We start from the raw sequence: 20,411 nt of genomic DNA on the forward strand, positions 1-20,411 counted from the left end.
CGGCCGCCGCTAACCGGGAAGTTGCAGCTGCTCCAAATCAGCCAAGGTTCCCGTTGATTCGAACGTCAGCCTGACATTGACGTTGTACGCGCCAGGCCTTCCAAGGTCCGGTATCCAAACTTCAGCGACTCCGGCGTCATGGTTCGTGGTGGCCACGATCCTGTAGGCGAGGTTCTCGGCCTTCCAACTTTCGGAAATATCAACGCCATCCAGGGACCAGGTCAGAAGCATCGGTACGTGGGCCAGTCCCTCAAGGTCCAGTCTCACGGCTACAGTCCACCCGAGGGGGTCCTTTCCCTGGGTACCGTCGACGACCAGCACTTCCTCCAAGGCCTTGACCAGTTCTGCTGCCACTTGCGCGGGTGGAAGCAGTTCGCCGGCATCGTTGACGGTCACCGGTGGGAGCAGCGCTGGAAGGACTATGAGGGCTCCGGGAACGTAGCCTTCCAACACCTTCTGTTCCTTCACCGCGGACCGATACTCCTCCGGCGGACGGGAAGTGATCTTGGTTGCCATGGTGGGCGATCCAGTGGACGTGCCCTGGGTAGTTGATGTTGTCACGGGGGTTGTGGGAAAAGTGGGGGTGATGGTCGCCGTGGACGTCGTCGGAGGAGGCGTGGTGGGCGGAACAGTGGTGGGAGTCGGCTTTTTGGTGCCGGTAGACGCAGCACGATCAACGGAATACGGCTCTAGGGCGGCTGCTGCGGCCGGGTTGAGTGTCAGATCCTTGCCCAAGTCAGCCGGGGCGAATGCCGCAAGCGAGGTCTGCTTGATGATGGTGATCGATTCGATGTCGGCAACATCTTCGGTATTGGGCGGAATGATCCGGTCCCACAGGGCGATGATGCTGATGAGGGCTGCGGCGATGGCTCCCGCGGTAATGATCCAAGTCTTGCCGCGTCGATGCCAGGGAGTCTTTTTTCCTTTTTTCTTGTGTGCGGACACGCCCGCCACCTCCTGCCCCTGCTCACAGATTGCTCCCGCGCCGGAGCAGCGTCAACCCTGCGCGGCGATGAATCCCCGGCGACACGTAAGCAATCTGTCAAGTCACAGGAATGCCCCGCCCGCGGAATTTCCTCGCCTAGGCTTAGGCCATCATCCCTCGCAGAGGTTCTGTGGGGAGTTACCGAAATGGAGCAGGGATGGGTATCTTTCGGCGCGTCATTTTGCCGGTTTCCTGGTTGTTGGTTTTCGCGATTATAGCGGTGGCGTTGGTCAAGATCGCTTTTGTCGATGGTCTTGAAGCGTCCGGATCCGAGCCGGCGCCGCTGGCCCAAGTGGATATCCCGGTGGTCCCCGCCACCCGCGCCACTGTGACCAATACCGTGCAGATCAAGGGAACCGTCCAAAGCGACGTCGCCGACACCGTCCGGAGCACGTCCGCAGGCAAGGTCATCAAGATCTTCGTTGAAGAAGGCGGAACCGTAGCCGAGGGTCAAGCCTTGTTCCAGGTCAAAGCTGAGCGACCTGTCACCACCCCACAGCTTTCCAAGGACGGCACACCAACTACGCCCAAGCCTGTGTACGACTACTTCGACATCCTCGCTCCCAGCGCCGGCACCCTGCAGCAGCTCACAACGCTCATCGACCAGCAGGTAACCGTCGGCGAGGCGGTGGGCAAGATCGATCCCGGAACCTACACGGTGGCCGGCTCAGTGACAGCGGCCCAGCAGTACCGTCTGCTGGGCAAGCCCGGCCCAGCGGAGATTGCGTTGGTGGGTGGACCGGCGCCGTTCCAGTGCGCCGAAGTGACGCTCAAGAACAACGCGTCCGACGACGGCGGCAGCGCCTCAGGCGGGTTGGCCGCCACTGGCGGAGGTGCCGGCATGGGCGTGGGCGCAGCGATCGCGGGACCTGGCGCCGGCGGGAGCCAGCCGGAAGAAGGCGGAACCCCCACGGGAACGCTGAGCTGTGCGGTCCCCTCAGACCAGCAGGTTTTCGCCGGGCTCGGAGCCACCATGACCGTCAGTGCTGGAGTGGCCCCGGACGTGGTGACGGTTCCGTTGACCTCCGTCAAGGGCAGCGTCAAGGACGGAATCGTCTGGATTGCCGGGCCGGGCGGAACAGGCGCTGCGCCCGAGCAGCGCACGGTCCAGCTGGGCCTCAACGACGGAAAAGTTGTGGAAGTGACCTCTGGCCTGGTCGAGGGCGAGCAGGTCCTGGAGTTCGTTCCCGGTGCACCGGCTGCCCCGGGCCCCATGATGGGGCCGGGCCAGGTCGCCTACGCTCCGGCGGGCTAGGGCCATGGAAGAAGCACGCGAACGTCCACGTCGGGAAACCGCCAAAGTTAGCGCCGAGGTGGCCGCCAAGGAAACGCTGGTCAGCCTGCGATCAGTCACCCGGTCTGTCACACTGCCGGACGAGCAGCAGCTGCATATCCTCAGGGGCATCGACCTTGAGGTGTACAGCGGCGATCACACCGCAATTGTCGGCCGTTCCGGTTGCGGCAAATCGACGCTGCTGAATCTGCTCGGCCTCCTGGACGTCCCTACGTCGGGTGAGCTGGAGTTCCTCGGCCAACCCGCGGACCAGCTCGGTAACAACGCCCGGGCACGCCTGCGCGGCTCCACCGTGGGCTTTGTGTTCCAGCAGTTCAACCTGTTGCCCGGACGCAGCGCCCTGGACAACGTGATCACCCCGTTGTTCTACGCCAAGGGCAAGGAGTTCTGGCGCCGCCGGGAGATCGCTATGGACATGCTGGACCGCGTGGGCCTCGCCGCCCGGGCCAACACCATGCCCAACATGCTCTCCGGCGGTGAGCAGCAGCGTGTAGCCATTGCCCGTGCCTTGGTCCGGAGGCCACGGCTCATCCTGGCTGATGAACCCACGGGGGCATTGGATGTGGAAACCGGCCAGTCCGTCATGGCACTGCTGGACACCGTCGCCACGGAAACCGCGGCGGCTTTGGTGACCATCACCCACGACACCAACGTGGCAGCCCTGGCCCGGGCCTGTTACCGGCTGGACTCCGGCGTGCTCAGTCCACTGTCGGTTCCCGCAGCAGCAGGTGCCAGCGCATGACCGGCTTTGTTTCCACGCTGGTTGAAGCGTGGCAGGAGCTTCGCATCAATAAAGTCCGGATCCTCTTGGCCCTGATGGGCGTGGCGTTGTCCGTGGCAGCGTTGACCTCCGTGGTGGGCGTCGGGAATCTGGCCCGTGAAGGCTACAAGGTACAGTCAGAACGAAACGGCGGACGGGTGGCAACGTTGTCGCTGAGCGTCAATGGACCAACCATGCCGGACCCGGTGAAACTCGAGAAGGCATACCAAGGGATCCAGCAGCGCTACGGCATCACCACTTCCACCCACGTCGGTCAGACGCAGGCCGGCTTTCAATTTCCCCGCGGCGTGACCGCCGTGAGCATGACCATCGTGGACATCGGCTACGGCACCATCCACCGGGTTCCGCTTCAACAGGGAAGCTGGTTCTCAGCCGATGACGGTCAGAGGCTCGCACCCGCCGTCGTGGTTTCCGAGTCCTTCTACAACCAGGCGGGCAGGCCCAACCTCACCACCCATCCCACGGTGAGCATCCCCGGTGACCGGCCAGCGACGGCGGTGATTATCGGCGTTGTCCCTGATACGTACCCCGATACGCCGCCGTCCGCGTTCATCCTCAGCGAGGGTGCGGCCATGACTGGGATGGAACCGCAGACGTCCCAGTTCAAGATGTGGGTGGGCGAGGAGCAGTCCGACGCACTCAAAGCGGCGATCTCCGCTGACCTCCAAGGCCAGTTTCCCGGATATTACGCCCAAGCCGACCGCATGGACTATGCGGCCTGGGGCGACCCCTTGGCTCCCGTGCAGTTGGTGGTAGGCGGTGTGGCCGGATTGGTACTGCTGCTCGGCGCCGTGGGGATGCTGAACATCTCCATGGTCACTGTGCGCTACAGGGTCCGCGAGATCGGCATCCGCCGCAGCTTCGGAGCAACGTCGGGCCGGATCTTTGTTGGCGTGATGATGGAATCCGTGGTGGCCACCGCAGTCGCCGGCGTGGCCGGTGTCATGCTGGCGGTCGCGGTGGTCAAGCACCCGTGGATTGAATCGAAGGTTGCGCCCGGCCTCACCGAGTACCCGGCATTCCCCATCGACGCCGCGCTCCTTGGATTCGGTGCGGCCGTCCTGGTGGGCGCACTCGCCGGAGCCATTCCTGCACTCGTGGCGGTGCGCGTCAAGGTCATCGACGCGATCCGGTTCTGACCTCCTCCGTGAGCCTGCCCTGCTGAAGCCGGAAGCAACGCTCGGTTTTCTGCGCCAGGCTGCGGTCATGCGTAACCACCAGGATGGTGGTGTTGTGATCGCGGCTCAGTGAGCTGAGCAGCTCGATGATGTGCTCACCGGTTTGTTCGTCCAGGTTGCCTGTGGGCTCATCAGCGAGGATCAGCTTTGGCTCATTGGCCAGGGCACGGGCAATTGCCACGCGCTGCTGCTCGCCGCCGGACAGACGGTTGGTCCGGCGTGCGTGCTTCTCCGGATCCAACTGCACCTGCTCCAGCAACTCCTTGGCCCGCTGCAGCCTGGCTGCCTTGCGGACGCCCGCGAACTCCATGGGCAGCATGACGTTGTCCACGGCACTGAGGTTGGGAATCAGGTTGAACTGCTGGAACACGAAGCCGATGTCCCGGCGACGGTACTCAGTCAGCTTGCCGTCCGGGAGTCCCGCCAGGCTGACGCCATCCACGACGACGTCACCTGAGGTGGGCTTATCCAGCGCACCCAAGAGGGACAACAGCGTGCTTTTGCCGCTGCCGCTTTTGCCCACGATTGATGCCAGCGAGCCCTTTTCGAGCTCGAAGCTCACGCCGTTGACGGGCTTGATGGTCCGGTCACCGGACTTGAACTGACGGACCAGGTCCTTGACGACGATCACGGCTATTCTCCTCGGAGTACTTCGATGGGACGGATACGGGCAGTCAGCAAGGCCGGGACCAGCGCGCCGATGATGGCCACCGCGAACACTGCTGCGATGCCGGCTGTGAGGACGCCGGGGGAGACGCTCGCGGTCACGGAGGTGAGCAGTTGCGACGCGCCGCCGAAGGGGCCGCCTTGTCCGCCGCCCGGGAAGCCACCGGGCATTCCGCCACCCGGGACCGCGCCGTTGGGCATGGCCCCCGCGAGGCCACCTCCGCGCTGGGTGGTGGTTGCCGCCGTCGTGCTTGAATTCGAACTGATGAGCGCCGATGCGATGCCGCCGCTGGCCAGTGAGGCAATCACCGCACCCACCACGCTGCCGAGGGCCACCAGAACCAGCGACTCGAGGACGAACTGCAGGCCGATGGTGCGGTTACGGGCACCGATCGCCTTCAGGACGCCGATTTCGCGGCGGCGCTCGCGGACCAGCATGACCATGATGAGCAGGATGATGATGCCGGCGGTAGCCAGGGCTGCGATGAAGGCGACCAGGGAGATGTTCTTGACGCTGTCCAGCGAGCTGACAGCTGTCTCAAGGTTGCGCTGGCCCTGGGTGACGTCGGCCTTGTCCGTGCCGAGTGCGTCCTGGACAGCGGTTTTGGTGCTGTCCACGTTTTCCATGCTGTTAACCGTGACGATCATGCTTGAGAGTTCGTCAGGGGTTTCGGCCAACGTCTGGGCTTCCGGGAGCGTCACGTAGACGGCGTTGTTGCCAAAGGTGGTGCCGGCGTCGAAGATGCCCGCCACGGTGAAGGTTTTGTCCTGGATGGTGAACGTGGAACCGACTGTCAGGCTGTTCTTCTCCGCAAGCGAGGTGCCCACCAGTGCCTTGGCTTCGGCTGCGGTGTAGTCGCCCAGGCCTGCGCCGCTGGTGATGTCCAAAGCTTTGCCGGTGCTGTCCACCTCTGCACCGATGCCCGTTGCGGTGATCGGCAAAGTACGCACAGGCTGGGTGGTGCTGCCCGTAGTTCCCGCGGAGCCGTTCCGGTTGCCCAGCGTACCGGCGTCGACGGCGGCCGTCAGGTTGGTGCTGACCGTCGCCTGCTGCCCGCCGGGACCGAATCCGCCGCCGGGTCCAACCTGCTGGGTGTCGCCGGCGGCCGCGTCGCCGGTGGCTGTGGCAGTGGCCGCCGTCTGGAGGCGCAGTGCTTTGGTGCCCACCACCGATGTTACGTTGGCGACGGAAGCCGCAGTCTCGGCCTCCGCCGTCGTGAGTGGCTCGCCGCCGCCTTCAAAGCCTTGGCCGCCCGCGGGGTTCACCGTCAGGGTAGTTCCCACGGACGCGTTGAGCTCCTGGACCTTGGCGCCGACGGCCTGGTTGGCCACCAGCATGGCCAGCGCCAAGCCGATGGCGACGGCCAGCACGGCGACTACCGCTGCCGTTCTGATCTTGTTGCGGAAGGCATTGCCTACGCTTCGGGCAAGGACGCTCACGTTTCTCCTCTTGACCTGCAGGTGTGTTCGGCCCGCTGAACGCGGGCTGCAACTCCTACCTTGCTGAGCGCTGCTGTGCGGCGAGCCAGCCGAAGCTATGCGTGTGCTGTGAAAGCACCTGCGTCCGCGGTGCGGGAGGCAAGCGAAAGCCCCGGCCCGCCTGCTGGCGGACCGGGGCTGACTGTCGTGCTTAAGGGGTGTTACTTGGTGATCGGGCCGAGTACCGGATCGTCAACGTAAGCCGTCTTGACGTTCTCTGCCGTAACAATCTGCGGCGGGAGGAGGTAAGCCGGGACGGTCTTAACGCCGTTCTTGTAGGAGTCCTTGTCGTTGATTTCCAGTTCCTTGCCGGCCTGGAGGTCCTTCACCATGGTGATGGCGTGCTCAACGAGCTTGCGGGTGTCCTTGTTGATGGTGGAGTACTGCTCGCCGGCGATGATCGACTTCACAGACTCAACTTCGGAGTCCTGGCCGGTGACAACCGGGAGCGGCTTGCCGGCGGCCTTGACGGACGTCAGCACTGCGCGGGCCAGGGTGTCGTTCGGGGACAGGACACCGTCCAGGGAAGCGGTGCCGTAGCTGCCGGTGAGCAGCGTGTCAGCGCGACGCTGGGCGTTTTCTGCCTTCCAACCCTGGGTCACAGCCTGCTCGAACGAGGTCTGGCCGGAGACTACCTTGAGGGTGCCGTCGTCGATCTTCGGCTTCAGGACGCTCATGGCGCCGTCAAAGAAGACCTTCGCATTGGCATCATCCGGGGAGCCTGCGAACAGCTCGATGTTGTACGGACCGTTTGCCTTCTTGGCCTTCATGCCGTCCAACAGGGCCTGGCCCTGCAGTTCGCCCACCTTGAAGTTGTCGTAGGCCACGTAGTAGTCCACGTTCTCGGTGTTCAGGAGCAGGCGGTCATAAGCGATGACCGTTGCGCCGGAGTCCTTGGCCTGCTGGAGCTGAGTGCCTAGCTGCGCACCGTCGATGGCACCGACGATGATGACCTTGGCACCCTTGGTGACCATGGCACTGATCTGGTTCTGCTGCTCGGATACGCCGCCGTTGGCGAACTGGACGTCCGGCTTGAAGCCGGCGCTGGTGAGGCCGTCGTTGAACAGCTTCTCCGCGAGGACCCAGTTTTCACTGGTCTTCTGCGGAAGTGCGACGCCGATCAGCGAGTCCTTGGGGAACGCTTCCCCGCCTGCTGTGCTGCTGCTTGAGCCGCTGTCAGAGCGGCCGCAGGCTGTCAGCGCCAGTGCCGCGATGGCAGCGACTGCTGCTGCCTTTCCTGCTTTACCAAACATTCGCATATCTTGGTTCACTTTCTGTGTGGGTGGGGTGGAGCGAGTCTGTGAGGAAGCGGATCACGCTTCCTTGGAGATGACCTCTTTGGTGGATGTGGTTTCGTCGGGCTTGATCTCGTTGTTGCGCTGGAAGTTCTTCATCAGCAGTCCGGTAATGGACCGCTTGCCCTGTGACTTGTTGTAGACATCGAAGGCGACTGCTGCCAGGAGCACCAGGCCCTTGATGATCTGGGTCAGGTCGGCGCCTACGCCCAGCAGCTGGAGGCCGTTGTTGAGCACAGCCATGACCAGGCCACCGACGATCGAGCCGATCACGGTGCCAACACCACCGGTGACGGCTGCGCCACCGATGAACACTGCTGCGATGGCGTCCAGTTCCCACCCGACGCCGTCAAAGGGGCCGGATGCGGTGGAACGTCCGACGAAGATCATGCCTGCCAAGCCCGCAAGGACGGACATGTTCATCATGACCAGGAAGTTGACCTTCTTGGACTGAACGCCGGACAGCTCAGCTGCGTGGCGGTTGCCACCCACGGCGTAGACGTGGCGGCCCAGGACGGTCTTGTCGGCGATGAATCCGTAGATGAGGACCAGGACGGCCAGGATCAAGCCGGGGATGGGGAAGGAAGTGCCGGGGCGGCCGGTGGCGAACAGGTACGTGGCGTAGAGGATCGCGCCGCAGATCAGGACCAGTTTGGTGACCTCGACCCAGAGCTCGGGTACGTCGGCGCCAAGTGCCTTGGCGGTAGCGCGGGCACGCAGGGACATGATGACCACGAAAGCTACGGCGATCAGGCCGAGCAACACCGTGAGGTTGTTGAAGCCCGTTTCCGGTCCAACCTCAGGCAGGTAGCCGGAACCGAGGAACTGGAACTCTTTAGGGACGGGGATGGTGTTGGACTTACCGACGAACTGGTTGAAGCCTCGGAACAGGAGCATGCCCGCCAGGGTCACGATGAAGGCAGGGATGCCCACATACGCCACCCAGAACCCTTGCCAGGCGCCGATCACAGCTCCCAGGACCAGTCCGAAGAGCACGCCTGCCCACCAGGGGAAGCCCCAGTCACGCATTGCCAGGGCTACGAAAACCCCCACGAAGGCAGCCACGGACCCCACGGAAAGGTCAATGTGTCCGGCGATAATGACCAAGACCATGCCGATGGCCAGGATCAGGATGTAGGAGTTGCCGTTGAACAGGTTGATCACGTTGCCGGGGGTCAGCGTGCGGCCCTCGGTGAAGATCTGGAAGAAGACGATAAGTGCCACCAGGGCGAAGATCATGCCAAACTGGCGGGTATTGCCACCAAATAGCTTCTTGAGCGCGTTCATTGTTTTGGTCCTTGTGTCAGGAAGGGGCGAGGCTGGGCCAACGGGTCAGGCGGTTTTGCGGGCGGAAGTCATGAGCTTCATGAGGCTTTCCTGGCTTGCTTCGTTCTTGTCCAGGACGCCGGTGATGGCGCCTTCGAAGATGGTGTAAATGCGGTCGGACAGGCCCAGGAGCTCCGGGAGCTCCGAGGAAATGACAATCACTCCCTTGCCCTGGTTGGCGAGCTTCTGAATGATGCCGTAAATCTCGTACTTGGCACCCACATCGATTCCGCGGGTGGGTTCGTCCAGGATCAGGAGGTCCGGATCGGTGAACATCCACTTGGCCAGGACCACTTTTTGCTGGTTGCCGCCGGAGAGCTTGGCTACGCCTTCTTCCACCGACGGGGTCTTTGTCCGCAAAGACTTCCGGTACTCCTCAGCAACGGAGAATTCCTTGCGGGTATCCACTACCGAGTAGTTGCTGATCTTGTTCAGCGCCGCCGAAACTGTGGTGGTCTTGATGTCATCCAGCAGGTTCAGGCCCAGGGACTTGCGGTCCTCAGTGACGTAACCCAGTCCGGCGTCGATCGCTTGCTTGACGCTACGGAGGTTGACCTGCTTGCCGTCCTTGTAGACCTGGCCTTTGATGAAGCGGCCGTAAGAGTGTCCAAAGAGGGACCGGGCAAGTTCCGTGCGGCCGGCGCCCATGAGGCCTGCGAAACCGACAATCTCGCCACGGCGGACAAAGAAGTTCGAACCCTTGCAGATCAGGCGGTCCTGGATCTGTGGGTGGCCGACCGTCCAGTCCTTGACCTCGAAGAAGACCTCGCCGATCTTGGGTTCGTGATCCGGGAAGCGGGACTCCAAGGTCCTGCCCACCATGCCCTTGATGATCCGGTCCTCATCCACGCCGTCACGCTTGACGTTCAGGGTCTCGATGGACTTGCCGTCACGGATGATGGTGATCTCGTCGGCAATCTGTTCGATCTCGTTGAGCTTGTGGGAAATGATGATCGAGGTGATGCCCTTGCCCTTGAGGCCCAGGATCAGGTCCAGGAGGTGCTGGGAGTCGGATTCATTCAGTGCAGCCGTGGGCTCATCCAGGATCAGGAGTTTCACGGACTTGTTCAATGCCTTGGCGATTTCCACCAGCTGCTGCTTGCCGACGCCGATTTCCTTGATGGGGGTATCGGGATCCTCGCGGAGCCCAACGCGGGCCAGGAGTTCGAGGGAGCGTTTGCGGGCCTCGGCCCAGTCGATCACGCCCCACTTGGTGGGTTCGTTGCCGAGGAAGATGTTCTCCATAATGGACAGTTCCGGGATCAGGGCCAGTTCCTGGTGGATGATCACGATGCCGGCCGCTTCACTGGCGCGGATGTCCTTGAACTGCTGGGTTTCGGCTTGGTACACGATGTCTCCCGTGTAGCTTCCGTACCCGTAAACGCCGGAAAGAACCTTCATGAGCGTGGACTTGCCGGCACCGTTTTCCCCGCAGATTGCGTGGATTTCACCGGCCATCACGCGCAGGCTCACGTTCGACAAGGCCTTCACGCCGGGAAATTCCTTCGTGATCGAGCGCATCTCCAAAAGGATGGGATCACCTTGCGTGTCGAGGGATGTCATCAGCCCTTACGCCTCCAATGCATGACTTCGTTGTCGGCCCCGCAATGGCGAGGCTGTCTGATGAAAAAGTAAACTGGATCACCCGTCTTGTCGTCAAGACTTGAACGCATGATCCAGCTAACGATTTCGTTACCTACCGGTAATACCTGCATGTTGGAACACCAAAGCGGCAGCTCCCAAGGCCTCTGCACGTGCACCCAACGACGACATCGCGAGGTGGGTTGTCTCGCCCACCACTGGCACGGCGTGCCGCACCAGGCCCCTGCGGATCGGGTCCAGCAAGAGGTCGCCGAGGCCCGCCAGGGGGCCGCCCACCACAATCACTTCAGGGTTAATGAGGTTGGAAACGTTGCCCAAAGCGCGTCCTACCGCCAGTCCGGCGTCGTCCACCACCCGCTGTGTTGCGGAGTCGCCGGAGAGGCAGTTGCGGACGATGTCCTGTGGCGTCAGCAAGGTCTCCTGGCCGCGGCCCAACAGTTCGATCATGGTGGTGGTGGACGCTATGGTTTCGAGGCAACCCCTGTTCCCACAGCGGCACACGAGGCCGTGCTCATGGATGGTCGCATGGCCTATTTCACCCGTAATGCCCACATTGCCGTAATAGGGGAAACCGTTGAGAATCAGGCCCGCGCCGATGCCCGAACCGATCTTGAGGAACATCAGGTTGGACACCCCGCTGTGGGGTCCCCACGTCACTTCGGACAACGCACCGAGGTTGGCGTCGTTGTCAACAAAGACGGGGCAATTCAGCGCTTCCTCCAGCCGGTGGAGAATATCGATGCCCACCCATTCCGGGAGGATTGCGCCTTGCGCCACCGTGCCGGAACGGCGGTCGATCGGGCCAGGAATGCCCGCACCCGCGCCCACTACGGCAGTGCGGTCGATGCCGTTTTCGCGGAGCAGTTTTTCCAGCAGCAGGACAGCCGCCGCGATGCCTTCTTCCGCCTGGTGGCCCAGCGGTAATTCGATGTAATCCTCGGCAATGACGTGGTAGCCCAGTGAAGCAAGGACTACGCGCAGGTGGCGGCGTCCGAAGTCGATGCCGACGGCCACGGCGCCGTTGCTGTTCAGTCTGACGTTGGTTGCGCGGCGACCGGAACTGGTGGTGGGTTCGGTGGAAACGAGGCCAGCGTCCTGCATGATTTTCACGATGTTGGAAATCGTTGCGGTGGACAGCCCGGTCTGCCGTGAAAGCTCGGCCTGCGTGGATGGTCCGCTCAACAGGCACTCGATGATGCGCTGCTGGTTCAGGTGGCGCAGTGCGGACTGCGAGCCGGGTTTTCTTGGGTGGCTCTTCGTTGAGCGCTGCGTAGCGGGCATGACAAGAAGATTGCCCCACAAGCGACGTTGTAGTCAAGAAGTGAACACAAGGAGTCAACTCACCGCGACATACTCCAACGCAAGAACATGGGATAAGTACCCCCTTTAGGGCCCGCTAATCGTTCGAAATCCATGTCGTGGGGCGCAGGGCGGGCCCCGCAACCGAGGAATGGCGGGCAATGCGTCCCGCTTCGGCGGCCTCCGGGTCCAATTGCCCCACCCAGCGTCTGCGGGCCGCGCCTACGCTGGAAGCAAGAAACCTCCCGGGCACGTGTACGAGGCATCGGGAACAGGCGAAAACCTAGGTGGTAATGATGCTGCTCTCAGTCCTGCAGGCGAACGCTTCCGTCATGGACGTCGACGCTAATCTCCGAACGATCGACGACGCCGCGCAGCGCGCCGCCCAGGCAGGAGCAGGCCTGCTGCTCACTCCGGAGCTGTTCCCCGTGGGATACGCTCCGCTGCGCCTCCATGCCGAACTGGATCCGGCCACGCTTCCCATCATCCGGGAACGCCTGGCCGGCATCGCCCGCCGGCACAGCATAGGCCTGGTGTACAGCCTTCCGGCAGTCGCCAACGACCAGAACGCCTGGCACATCACCGCCACTCTGCTGGACGCATCAGGCGCCGAGATCCTGAACTACGCCAAGGTCCACCTCTTTGGCCCGGAAGAGCACAAGGCGTTCATTGGCGCCCAAGCACCTCCCGCCGTCGTGGATTTCAACGGGATCCGCACATCGATGCTGATCTGCTACGACGTCGAATTCCCGGAGGCGGTGCGGGCTGCTGCCACCCGCGGGGCTGAACTCCTCCTGGTGCCAACGGCCCTGTCCGCGGGGTTCGACAACGTGCCGCAGGTCCTGATCCGTGCCCGTGCGTTGGAAAGCCAGCTCAACGTGGCCTATGCCAACCACTCCGGCCACGAGGACGTCTACACCTTCCTGGGCGGCAGCGTCGTGGCCGGTCCTGACGGATCGTTGCTCGCCGCAGCCGGGGAGTCCCCGGCTCTGCTGTTCGCGGAGGTCGGCACGGATTCAGTGAACGCAGCCCGCGAGGAAGTCCCCTACCTGCGCGAACGCCGGACGGAACTCTACGAGGAGTGGGACAAGCGCGCCTAGTCGCCGTTCCCGTCCGCGGGAAGGCCCGCCACCAACTCGTCCACATACTGCAACGCAAACCACAGCTCGGCTCGAACCTGGGCCTGGTTGAGGTCCATGTCCAGAAGGTCGGCCAGCACGCCGATCTGCCGCCGCACGCTGTTACGGTGCAGGCCCAGCAGTTTGGCCGAGCCGTCCCAGCTGCCGTTTTCGCTGAGCCAACCCCTCAACACGGCAAGAAGCGGGTCTCGCCTCTCCGGTTCGAGCGCCAGCACGGGTGCAAGGAGGCGTTCGGCCAGCATGGTCCCGGCTTCGCGGCCCAGGAGGCCTGCGACAGACCACGTGACCTCGTCCACGCGTGCGCTCTTGCCGCTCTGCTGGACACGGCTGCGCAGCGAGCCCACCCGCTGATAGGCCGCTTGGAGTCCAAGAAGCTCCGTCGGTTCTCCGATGACCAGCCGCCAGCCGAGTTTCTCGATGTCCGCCAGGAGCGAATCGTCCACCTTCAGCCGCGTAATCGCCGCGAAACCATACTCCGTGATCTCCACAAGCTTGGTGTCGAAGAGCCTCCGCCATTGCAGCAGTTCACGGACAGGCCCGTCGTCAGCAGCGCCATCCACCCGGACCCCTTGCACCACGCGCATCTGCCCGGATCTGGTGGAGGACAGACTCTGGGCGAGCAGGTCCTTGAGGCCGTTGACATGCTTGGTGGAGCCGGACGTCAGCGAGTCCGGGTGAAGCAGCACCGCCGTGGCCAGTTGGCTGGGAGCCAGCGACCCACTGGTCCTTTGCCGCACCAGCAGTTCCAACAACCCCACAGCCGACTGCACCACGTTGTTCTGCGCAGACGTCAGCGGTGCATCGGAGCCCAAGATCAAGGCCCCGAGGTTGGCGTCCTTGGTGCTCCGCAATGGATGCCCAAACACCAGCGCTGAACCGGGTTGTTCGAAGCCGTCCATTTCAACGCGCGGCCCGCTGCCGGACAGCAGCCGCTCCAGCATGGGCGACAGCAATGAATGCTCGACGCCGGTGCTCCCGCCGGCGTTGTGCGCCCGCGCCCGGACCCGTCCGTCCGCCCCCACCAGTACGGCCCACACCGGCACCCGCTGCACCAGCGCTGCCAGCAGTTCGTGTTCCGGTCTGGGGGAGAGGACTGCCCGCATGAGTTGGCGGTTGGTCTCGGCAAGTTGGCGGAAGACCCGCGCATTGTCCGTCTCCAGAAGCTGGGAGAACTCCAGCCCGATCGCAGCGAACGGCACGGATTCCGGGACCTCGAACAACGTGAGGTTGTGCTTGCGGCAAGCGTCCAGCAGCACCTCCGGTACGGCGTCGAAGTACGGCCTGATGCCGAAGCCCAGCGCCGCCACTTTCGCGTCCACCAGCCGCTGGACGTAGGCATCCACCTTGGCCGCCGAGCCGCCCTTCCCCAGGAAAGGCAGCCCGGCGGTGAGGAGGAACTCGCCCTCGGGAAGGTACGGCGTGGGGTCTTCGAGCTCACTCGGTTCCACCCACCTCAGCAGCGAGCCGCCGCTGCCGCCGTCGTGAAGCATTGTCAACTCCGGCGGCAGCTGCTCGACAAACTGTGCGAGCGTGACGAAACTCAGGCGGGCGGTGGCGGGCTCAGGCGACATGGTCCTGCCCGGCGGCGGCCGGCTCCTGGTAGTCGGGGCACCGGTAAGCAGTAGTTGCATACGCACGGGGGAGGCGCGGGGCGATCCTGTTGATGATCTCGTCGCCATGGCTGCCGATCGCGGCTCCCCAGTCGTCGGCGCTCGCCGCCCCGGAGGCAGGATCGCCGAACAGCACCGCGGTGTCTCCGACCTCGATTCCTGAAGCATCCGGGCCGAGGTCAACCATGAACTGGTCCATGCAGACCTTGCCGATCACCGGCACGCTGCGGCCCGCGATGTTCACTACGGACCGGCCACTGATGCCCTTGGGGATGCCGTCCGCGTAGCCGAGCGGGATGAGGCCGAGGTACCGGGGTTCGTAGGTGATGGCCTGGTGTTCGTAGCTGACGCCTGTTCCGGCCGGGACTTTCTTGACCATCACCAGCGGCGCCGTCACGCTGAGGGCGGGACGCAGGCCGAAGTCTGCCGGGTTCAGGTGATCCGCTGGGGCGAGGCCGTAGATGGCCAGCCCTGCCCGGACCATGTCGAAATGGAATTCGGGCCGGTCCAGGATGTTCGCCGAACTGGAAACATGCCGGAGCTGCGGGTTCAGGCCGGCTTCACTGGCTTCCCGCACAGCGTCCTCGAACTCTGCGACGGCGGTGGCGTTGCCCGGGTGGGCGGGCACATCGGCCCAGGCCAGGTGGGTCCAGAGGCCGCGCACGCGGAGGGTCCCGTCCACTTCAGCCTTGCGGGCGGCGGCGACAAGTTCCGCCCAATCTTCCTTGCGTGCACCGCCGCGGCTCAGTCCGCTGTCCAGTTCGAGATGTACGACGGCGGGGCGGCCAACGCGGTCTGCGATGCCAGCCAGGACCTCGAGTTGCGTGACGCTTCCGAGCGAAACATCGATGTCGTTTTCCAGCGCCTCGAGAATGGTGGAGCTTGTCTGGGATGCCAGATAGAGCCACGAAAGTATGGGGACTGTGATCCCTGCATGGCGAAGGGCTATGGCTTCGGTGAGCTGGGCTGTTCCCAGCCAGTCCGCCCCGGCCTGGACGGCAGTGCGGGCTACCTCCACCAGTCCGTGGCCATAGGCATTTCCCTTGACTACGGCCATGAAGGAGGGCGCTTCAGTGCGCTTTTTCAGTGCTTTGACATTGTCTGAAATCGCGGACAGGTCAACGGTGACCTGCCCCGACAGGGCCGCCGGAGCGGCTCCTTGATAGTGTGCATTACGTCTCATGGTTGAACACTATAGGTCATTTTGCACCGCAGTGAGAGGTGGCTCACATGCCAGTCTTGTGGAGGGGAAATCGAAACTACTTTGAAGGGACGTCAAGGGTGACTGTGCCTGTGAACACCAAAAACACTGCGGCGGAGAGTGCCACCAGGCCGAGCCTCGGAGCTCAGCTTCTGCGCCGCAAGCCGATCGGCCAGATGGTCAGCGAAGCCGGAAGCAGCGAGGGCGGTACGCCTTTGGTCCGCAGCTTCGGCGTTCTTCAGCTGACCATGATCAGCGTCGGTGCCACGCTTGGCACCGGCATCCTGGTGATCCTTGGAGAATCCGTACCGCTGGCCGGCCCGGCGATCTGGATCTCGTTTGTCATCGCTGGCCTCGCTGCGCTGCTCTCCGCTGTGTCGTATGCGGAAATGGCGGGCCTTGTCCCGGTGGCCGGCTCCAGCTACTCCTACTCCTACGCCACCATGGGCGAGGGCATGGCCTGGGTCTGCGGCTGGTGCCTCGTGCTGGAGTACGCGGTCTCCGTTGCGGCTGTCGCTGTAGGCGCGGGGCAGTACGTCAACGAGACCCTCGCCGCATTTGGCCAGTTCCTGCCGGACGCGATCAGCCAGCCGCCGGGAGACGGCGGCCTGGTGAACGTGCCTGCCATGGTGATCGTGATCCTGGCCATGCTTCTGCTGGTCCGAGGCGCCCGCGAGAGTGCATGGATTAACACGGCGATTGTCGTCGTCAAGGTAGGCATCCTGCTCTTCTTCTGCGCAGTAGCCTTCACCGCTTTCAACGCAGGCAACTTCGAGCCTTTGCTGCCCATGGGCGCCGCTGGTGTTTCTGCTGCCGCGTCCAGCGTTTTCTTCTCCTACATCGGCTTCGACGCCGCCTCCACGGCGGGTGAGGAAGCCAAGAACCCCAAGCGGGATCTTCCCCGGGCCATCATGCTGTCCATGGTTATCGTCACCAGTATCTACGTCCTGGTTGCCGTCGCGGCCATTGGTGCCCGTCCGTGGGGTTGGTTCGACGGTACCGAAGCTGCATTGGTGCAGATCCTGCACGAGATCACCGGGCAGCCGTGGATCGCCCTGGTCTTCTCCATCGGTGCAGTCCTTGCGATTGCCAGCATTGTGCTGACCGTGTTGTACGGCCAGACCCGGATCATGCTCTCCATGTCCCGCGACGGCATGGTGCCCAAGGTCTTTGGGCGCATCTCCCGCCGAACCGGCACCCCTGTCGCTGGAACATTGATCGTCGGTATCGCCGTCGCCCTTGCCGCTGGCCTGGTCCCACTTGGTGCCCTTGCGGACGCCACCAGCATCGGAACCCTCTTCGCTTTCGCGCTGGTCAACGTTGCCGTCATCTACCTGCGACGCAACCGTCCAGATCTCGAGCGGAGCTTCCGGGTCCCGCTGTACCCGATCACTCCCATCCTGGGCACGCTGATGTGCGCTTACCTGATGCTCAACCTCGGCGCCGACACCTGGATCACCTTCGGCGTATGGATGCTGGTGGGTATCGCCATCTACTTCGGCTATGGACGCCGGAATTCCAAGGTAGCCGCGCTCAGCGAGCAGGACTACCGTGAACTAACCACCAGGGCCGTGAGCCCGGAACCTGTGAAAGCAGCAAACTCATGACCATCGCCACCGAACTACCCGTCGTCGATGAACCGGGAGCGCCTGCCGGCGCACCGATCACCATGCTGAACCCGGACTTCCCGTTCAGCTATGACCACTACCTGGCCCACCCCGGCGGACTGGGCTCCGTTCCCGAGGAGCTCCTCGGCACGGAAGTTGCCATCATCGGCGCCGGCCTGTCCGGACTCGTCACCGCCTACGAGTTGATGAAGCTTGGCCTCAAGCCAGTGATCTACGAGGCCGACCAGATCGGTGGGCGTCTCCGGACCGCGAGCTTCCCGTCAGCGCCCGGCGTCGTGGCAGACCTTGGCGGCATGCGATTCCCGGTCTCCGGCAAGGCCTTCTACCACTACGTTGACCTGCTCGGCCTGGACACCAATGAATTTCCCAACCCCATGGCGCCGGCAACCTCCTCCACGGTGATTGAGCTCGCGGGTAAGAAGCACTACGCCACCACGGCCGATGAGCTGCCGGAGTTTTTCCTCGAAGTAGCCGACGCCTGGAAAGCCGCGGTCAACGACGGTGCAGCCTTCGCGGAGATGCAGGAAGCCATCAAGGCCCGCGACACCAAGCGGATCAAGGAAATCTGGAACGCGCTCCTCCCGGAACTCGACGAGCAGACCTTCTACGGCTTCATCGCCGCCAGCAAGTCCTTCAAGGAAGCCGGCTTCGCACACCGCGAGGCGTTCGGCCAAGTGGGCTTCGGTACCGGCGGTTGGGACACCGACTTCCCCAACTCCATCCTCGAAATTCTCCGCGTGGTCTACACCGACGCGGACGATCAGCACCGCTCCATTGCGGGAGGAGCGCAAAGGCTCCCTGAGGCACTCTGGAACCATGCGCCGTCGAACCTTACTTACTGGCCCCAAGGCACCTCGTTGGCGTCCCTGCACAGCGGTTCTCCGCGCGGAGCCGTGGACAACATCCGCCGCGCAGGGAACGGCGACCTGCTGGTCCGCGAAAACTGGGGACGCGAAGCCACCTACCAAGCAGTGGTGACCACCTGCCAGTCCTGGCTGCTGTCCACGCGCATCCACACCGAAGAAGCGTTGTTCCCGGCCGAGCTGTGGACTGCGATCGAGCGTTCGCACTACATGCAGTCCTCAAAGACCTTTGTGATGGTGGACCGGCCGTTCTGGAAGGACATAGACCCGGAGACCGGCCGCGAGGTCCTGTCCATGACGCTCACCGACCGTCTCAACCGGGCCACGTACCTGCTCGACGACGGACCGGACAAGCCCGCCGTCATGCTCCTGTCCTACACCTGGAATGACGACGCCCTGAAATGGCTGGCCCTTAGCGCCGACGAACGTGTGAAGCTGATGCTCCACTCGCTGCAGCAGATCTACCCGGGTGTGGATATTGCCAGCCACATCGTCGGGCAGCCGATCACCGTGTCGTGGGAAGCGGATCCCAACTTCATGGGTGCGTTCAAGGCCAACCTGCCCGGGCACTACCGGTACCAGCAGCGCCTGTTCACGCACTTCAAGCAGGACCAGTTGCCGGAGCACCAACGCGGCATCTTCCTCGCCGGAGATGACGTGTCCTTCACCGCAGGCTGGGCCGAGGGCGCCGTGACCACTGGCCTCAATGCCGTGTGGGGCGTGGTGAACCACCTGGGCGGCACGTCCGCTGCCGGTAACTCCGGACCGGGCGACCTTCTGGACGAGCTCGGCCCGATCAGCCTGGACTAGTCTCTGTGCGTTGCGGGGCCCTGCATTCGGCTCTCAGCGACTCTTTGCTGCCGTCACCTACCTCAGTGCAGCGGCGAGGCCGAGCATAGCCAGCGCGAAGATCGGGAAGAGCCAGGTGCCCACCAGTGCCGTGATCCTGTTGCCCCTGCCACTGCCGTGAGCGGCAGGTGTGCTGGGGTCGGTGATCTCGTCCGGATCGGTGTCCCTGGAGCGGATGGTGCCAACTATCGACAAAGCAATCATGGTGGCGGCACTGCCGACGAGCCAAGGGAGAGGATCCAGTTCCAGCCACGCATCCGCCCGCTGCGTCGGGGCTGCAATGCCGGAGAGGAGCCCGGAGATCACGCAGATGGCGACCAGGGCTACGAGCACCCAGATGCGTCGGACTGCTGCCGTGAGGTACAGGGGCAGGAAAGCAATGACCACAAGTGGTGTTGCGAGGAAAGATGCCTGTGCCGGCGACACAAGCATCATCTCGGACCGGACCCACGGCACCACCGCCTGGTTGAAGAGCAAAAAGGCCAAGAGGCCCAGCAAGGCTGGCCCTAGCGCCTTCTTGACCCATTCATGTTTCGGTGCGGTCGGTAGTTCCAGCCCGGCGGCGTAGCTGCGCGCCGGTCCGAACGCCTCCTCAGCCTGCTGCCCGGTGTCGGCGAGGAGTTCGCGGGCGCTTGCCACGGCGTCGCCAATCGCGTTCCCGTGCACCTGGCGGAGGCGAAGTTCCAGAACGAGTTCGTCAAACCACTTCTTGTCCGTCGTTACCTGCGTCATGTGCTGGACTCCTTCGTGTGCTGACCGTCGTCGCGGTAGGTGTTGCTGAGGTGTGTGAACCGAACCCAGTCCGCGCTGAGCCGGAGCATTTCGGCGCGCCCGTGGTCAGTCAAAGCGAAATACTTGCGGCCCGGACCGCCCTCGCCCGCACGCCACTCGGTAGTGACCAAGCCGGCCGCTTCGTAGCGGGTGAGGAGCGGGTACAGCGTGCCGCCTTTGATGGTGCCAAACCCATGGCGTTCAAGTTCAGTGATGATCGCGTAGCCGTACGAGGGTCCGGCGGCAAGGGCACGAAGCGCCAAGAAGCCCAGTGTCGCCCTCAGCCAATCACTCGGCCAATCGGTGCCTATGGGCCTCGAAGGATCAGGAAGGGAATCGATCATGACTATATTGTCACTCTAAGTAGTTGGTCTGTAAAGCTACTTAAATGGTGCGAGGCCCGCTCTGCATCCCAAAACTTCAGGTTAGGGCGCAGAGCGGGCCT

The 20,411-nt window shown here is 63.5% G+C and carries 17 protein-coding genes; 6 read left to right on the plus strand and 11 right to left on the minus strand.

What is annotated here, in order from left to right; genetic code table 11:
* Positions 1 to 9: 9 nt before the first annotated feature.
* Complete coding sequence (locus ABQM86_RS06605; RefSeq protein ID WP_369746233.1) at positions 10 to 945, minus strand: hypothetical protein; 936 nt, start codon at positions 943 to 945, stop codon at positions 10 to 12.
* Between the two features lie 197 nt (positions 946 to 1,142).
* Between ABQM86_RS06605 and ABQM86_RS06610 the strand changes: the two genes are divergently transcribed.
* Genes ABQM86_RS06610 through ABQM86_RS06620 form a run of 3 tightly spaced genes read left to right on the plus strand, consistent with a single transcriptional unit; the run spans position 1,143 to position 4,199 of the window.
* Positions 1,143 to 2,240, plus strand: a complete 1,098-nt coding sequence (locus ABQM86_RS06610) for a hypothetical protein (RefSeq protein ID WP_369746234.1) — start codon at positions 1,143 to 1,145, stop codon at positions 2,238 to 2,240.
* 4 nt (positions 2,241 to 2,244) lie between these two features.
* Positions 2,245 to 3,021, plus strand: coding sequence for an ABC transporter ATP-binding protein (locus ABQM86_RS06615; protein ID WP_280627405.1), 777 nt, complete (start codon positions 2,245 to 2,247; stop codon positions 3,019 to 3,021).
* A complete protein-coding gene (locus tag ABQM86_RS06620; RefSeq protein ID WP_369746235.1) occupies positions 3,018 to 4,199 on the plus strand; it encodes an ABC transporter permease in 1,182 nt (393 codons plus the stop codon). Before ABQM86_RS06615 ends, ABQM86_RS06620 begins: the two co-directional genes overlap by 4 nt.
* On the opposite strand, the gene ABQM86_RS06625 is transcribed toward ABQM86_RS06620, so the two are convergent.
* From ABQM86_RS06625 to ABQM86_RS06650, 6 genes are all read right to left on the minus strand, one after another.
* On the minus strand, positions 4,177 to 4,869 hold the full coding sequence (locus ABQM86_RS06625; protein WP_207596738.1) for an ABC transporter ATP-binding protein: 693 nt from the start codon (positions 4,867 to 4,869) through the stop codon (positions 4,177 to 4,179). The two genes, ABQM86_RS06620 and ABQM86_RS06625, sit on opposite strands and share 23 nt — an antisense overlap.
* Positions 4,870 to 4,871: 2 nt before the next feature.
* On the minus strand, positions 4,872 to 6,344 hold the full coding sequence (locus tag ABQM86_RS06630) for an ABC transporter permease (RefSeq protein ID WP_369746236.1): 1,473 nt from the start codon (positions 6,342 to 6,344) through the stop codon (positions 4,872 to 4,874).
* A 200-nt stretch (positions 6,345 to 6,544) separates the two neighbouring features.
* Positions 6,545 to 7,642 (minus strand): sugar-binding protein, encoded by a 1,098-nt coding sequence (locus ABQM86_RS06635; RefSeq protein ID WP_337339505.1) that lies wholly within the window; start codon positions 7,640 to 7,642, stop codon positions 6,545 to 6,547.
* 54 nt (positions 7,643 to 7,696) lie between these two features.
* Positions 7,697 to 8,965, minus strand: a complete 1,269-nt coding sequence (gene mmsB, locus ABQM86_RS06640; RefSeq protein WP_207596741.1) for a multiple monosaccharide ABC transporter permease — start codon at positions 8,963 to 8,965, stop codon at positions 7,697 to 7,699.
* 45 nt (positions 8,966 to 9,010) lie between these two features.
* Positions 9,011 to 10,567 carry a multiple monosaccharide ABC transporter ATP-binding protein gene (gene mmsA / locus ABQM86_RS06645; protein WP_207596742.1) on the minus strand — a complete coding sequence of 519 codons (1,557 nt, stop codon included), beginning with the start codon at positions 10,565 to 10,567 and terminating at the stop codon, positions 9,011 to 9,013.
* Between the two features lie 129 nt (positions 10,568 to 10,696).
* Positions 10,697 to 11,887, minus strand: a complete 1,191-nt coding sequence (locus ABQM86_RS06650) for an ROK family transcriptional regulator (protein WP_089594117.1) — start codon at positions 11,885 to 11,887, stop codon at positions 10,697 to 10,699.
* Between the two features lie 311 nt (positions 11,888 to 12,198).
* Here ABQM86_RS06650 and ABQM86_RS06655 point away from each other — a divergent pair, with 311 nt between their 5' ends.
* Entirely contained in the window at positions 12,199 to 13,005 is an 807-nt protein-coding gene (locus tag ABQM86_RS06655) for a carbon-nitrogen hydrolase family protein (protein ID WP_369746237.1), read from the plus strand.
* On the opposite strand, the gene ABQM86_RS06660 is transcribed toward ABQM86_RS06655, so the two are convergent.
* Positions 13,002 to 14,615: a PucR family transcriptional regulator gene (locus ABQM86_RS06660; RefSeq protein WP_369746238.1), complete on the minus strand. Its 1,614-nt coding sequence runs from the start codon at positions 14,613 to 14,615 to the stop codon at positions 13,002 to 13,004. The genes ABQM86_RS06655 and ABQM86_RS06660 overlap by 4 nt on opposite strands.
* Entirely contained in the window at positions 14,605 to 15,837 is a 1,233-nt protein-coding gene (alr, locus tag ABQM86_RS06665; protein WP_369746239.1) for an alanine racemase, read from the minus strand. Before alr ends, ABQM86_RS06660 begins: the two co-directional genes overlap by 11 nt.
* A gap of 194 nt (positions 15,838 to 16,031) precedes the next feature.
* Here alr and ABQM86_RS06670 point away from each other — a divergent pair, with 194 nt between their 5' ends.
* Together ABQM86_RS06670 and ABQM86_RS06675 are read left to right on the plus strand one after the other, a co-directional pair.
* Positions 16,032 to 17,462: an amino acid permease gene (locus tag ABQM86_RS06670; RefSeq protein ID WP_242703617.1), complete on the plus strand. Its 1,431-nt coding sequence runs from the start codon at positions 16,032 to 16,034 to the stop codon at positions 17,460 to 17,462.
* Positions 17,459 to 19,156 carry a flavin monoamine oxidase family protein gene (locus tag ABQM86_RS06675; protein WP_369746240.1) on the plus strand — a complete coding sequence of 566 codons (1,698 nt, stop codon included), beginning with the start codon at positions 17,459 to 17,461 and terminating at the stop codon, positions 19,154 to 19,156. Before ABQM86_RS06670 ends, ABQM86_RS06675 begins: the two co-directional genes overlap by 4 nt.
* A 57-nt stretch (positions 19,157 to 19,213) precedes the next feature.
* On the opposite strand, the gene ABQM86_RS06680 is transcribed toward ABQM86_RS06675, so the two are convergent.
* Together ABQM86_RS06680 and ABQM86_RS06685 are read right to left on the minus strand one after the other, a co-directional pair.
* Complete coding sequence (locus ABQM86_RS06680; RefSeq protein ID WP_369746241.1) at positions 19,214 to 19,927, minus strand: hypothetical protein; 714 nt, start codon at positions 19,925 to 19,927, stop codon at positions 19,214 to 19,216.
* Positions 19,924 to 20,310 (minus strand): PadR family transcriptional regulator, encoded by a 387-nt coding sequence (locus tag ABQM86_RS06685; protein WP_369746242.1) that lies wholly within the window; start codon positions 20,308 to 20,310, stop codon positions 19,924 to 19,926. Before ABQM86_RS06685 ends, ABQM86_RS06680 begins: the two co-directional genes overlap by 4 nt.
* Between the last annotated feature and the right edge of the window lie 101 nt (positions 20,311 to 20,411).

Origin of the sequence: Paenarthrobacter sp. AMU7 (genome assembly GCF_041200195.1) — a bacterium.
Lineage (GTDB): Bacteria > Actinomycetota > Actinomycetes > Actinomycetales > Micrococcaceae > Arthrobacter.

Bases quoted from the DNA above. Each gene is read 5' to 3' on its own strand.
- mmsB (WP_207596741.1), bottom strand. From the start codon at position 8,965: ATGAACGCGCTCAAGAAGCTATTTGGTGGCAATACCCGCCAGTTTGGC.
- ABQM86_RS06635 (WP_337339505.1), bottom strand. From the start codon at position 7,642: ATGCGAATGTTTGGTAAAGCAGGAAAGGCAGCAGCAGTCGCTGCCATC.
- ABQM86_RS06650 (WP_089594117.1), bottom strand. From the start codon at position 11,887: ATGCCCGCTACGCAGCGCTCAACGAAGAGCCACCCAAGAAAACCCGGC.
- ABQM86_RS06685 (WP_369746242.1), bottom strand. From the start codon at position 20,310: ATGATCGATTCCCTTCCTGATCCTTCGAGGCCCATAGGCACCGATTGG.
- ABQM86_RS06615 (WP_280627405.1), top strand. From the start codon at position 2,245: ATGGAAGAAGCACGCGAACGTCCACGTCGGGAAACCGCCAAAGTTAGC.
- ABQM86_RS06610 (WP_369746234.1), top strand. From the start codon at position 1,143: ATGGGTATCTTTCGGCGCGTCATTTTGCCGGTTTCCTGGTTGTTGGTT.
- ABQM86_RS06655 (WP_369746237.1), top strand. From the start codon at position 12,199: ATGATGCTGCTCTCAGTCCTGCAGGCGAACGCTTCCGTCATGGACGTC.
- ABQM86_RS06620 (WP_369746235.1), top strand. From the start codon at position 3,018: ATGACCGGCTTTGTTTCCACGCTGGTTGAAGCGTGGCAGGAGCTTCGC.
- mmsA (WP_207596742.1), bottom strand. From the start codon at position 10,567: ATGACATCCCTCGACACGCAAGGTGATCCCATCCTTTTGGAGATGCGC.
- alr (WP_369746239.1), bottom strand. From the start codon at position 15,837: ATGAGACGTAATGCACACTATCAAGGAGCCGCTCCGGCGGCCCTGTCG.
- ABQM86_RS06670 (WP_242703617.1), top strand. From the start codon at position 16,032: ATGGTCAGCGAAGCCGGAAGCAGCGAGGGCGGTACGCCTTTGGTCCGC.
- ABQM86_RS06660 (WP_369746238.1), bottom strand. From the start codon at position 14,615: ATGTCGCCTGAGCCCGCCACCGCCCGCCTGAGTTTCGTCACGCTCGCA.
- ABQM86_RS06675 (WP_369746240.1), top strand. From the start codon at position 17,459: ATGACCATCGCCACCGAACTACCCGTCGTCGATGAACCGGGAGCGCCT.
- ABQM86_RS06680 (WP_369746241.1), bottom strand. From the start codon at position 19,927: ATGACGCAGGTAACGACGGACAAGAAGTGGTTTGACGAACTCGTTCTG.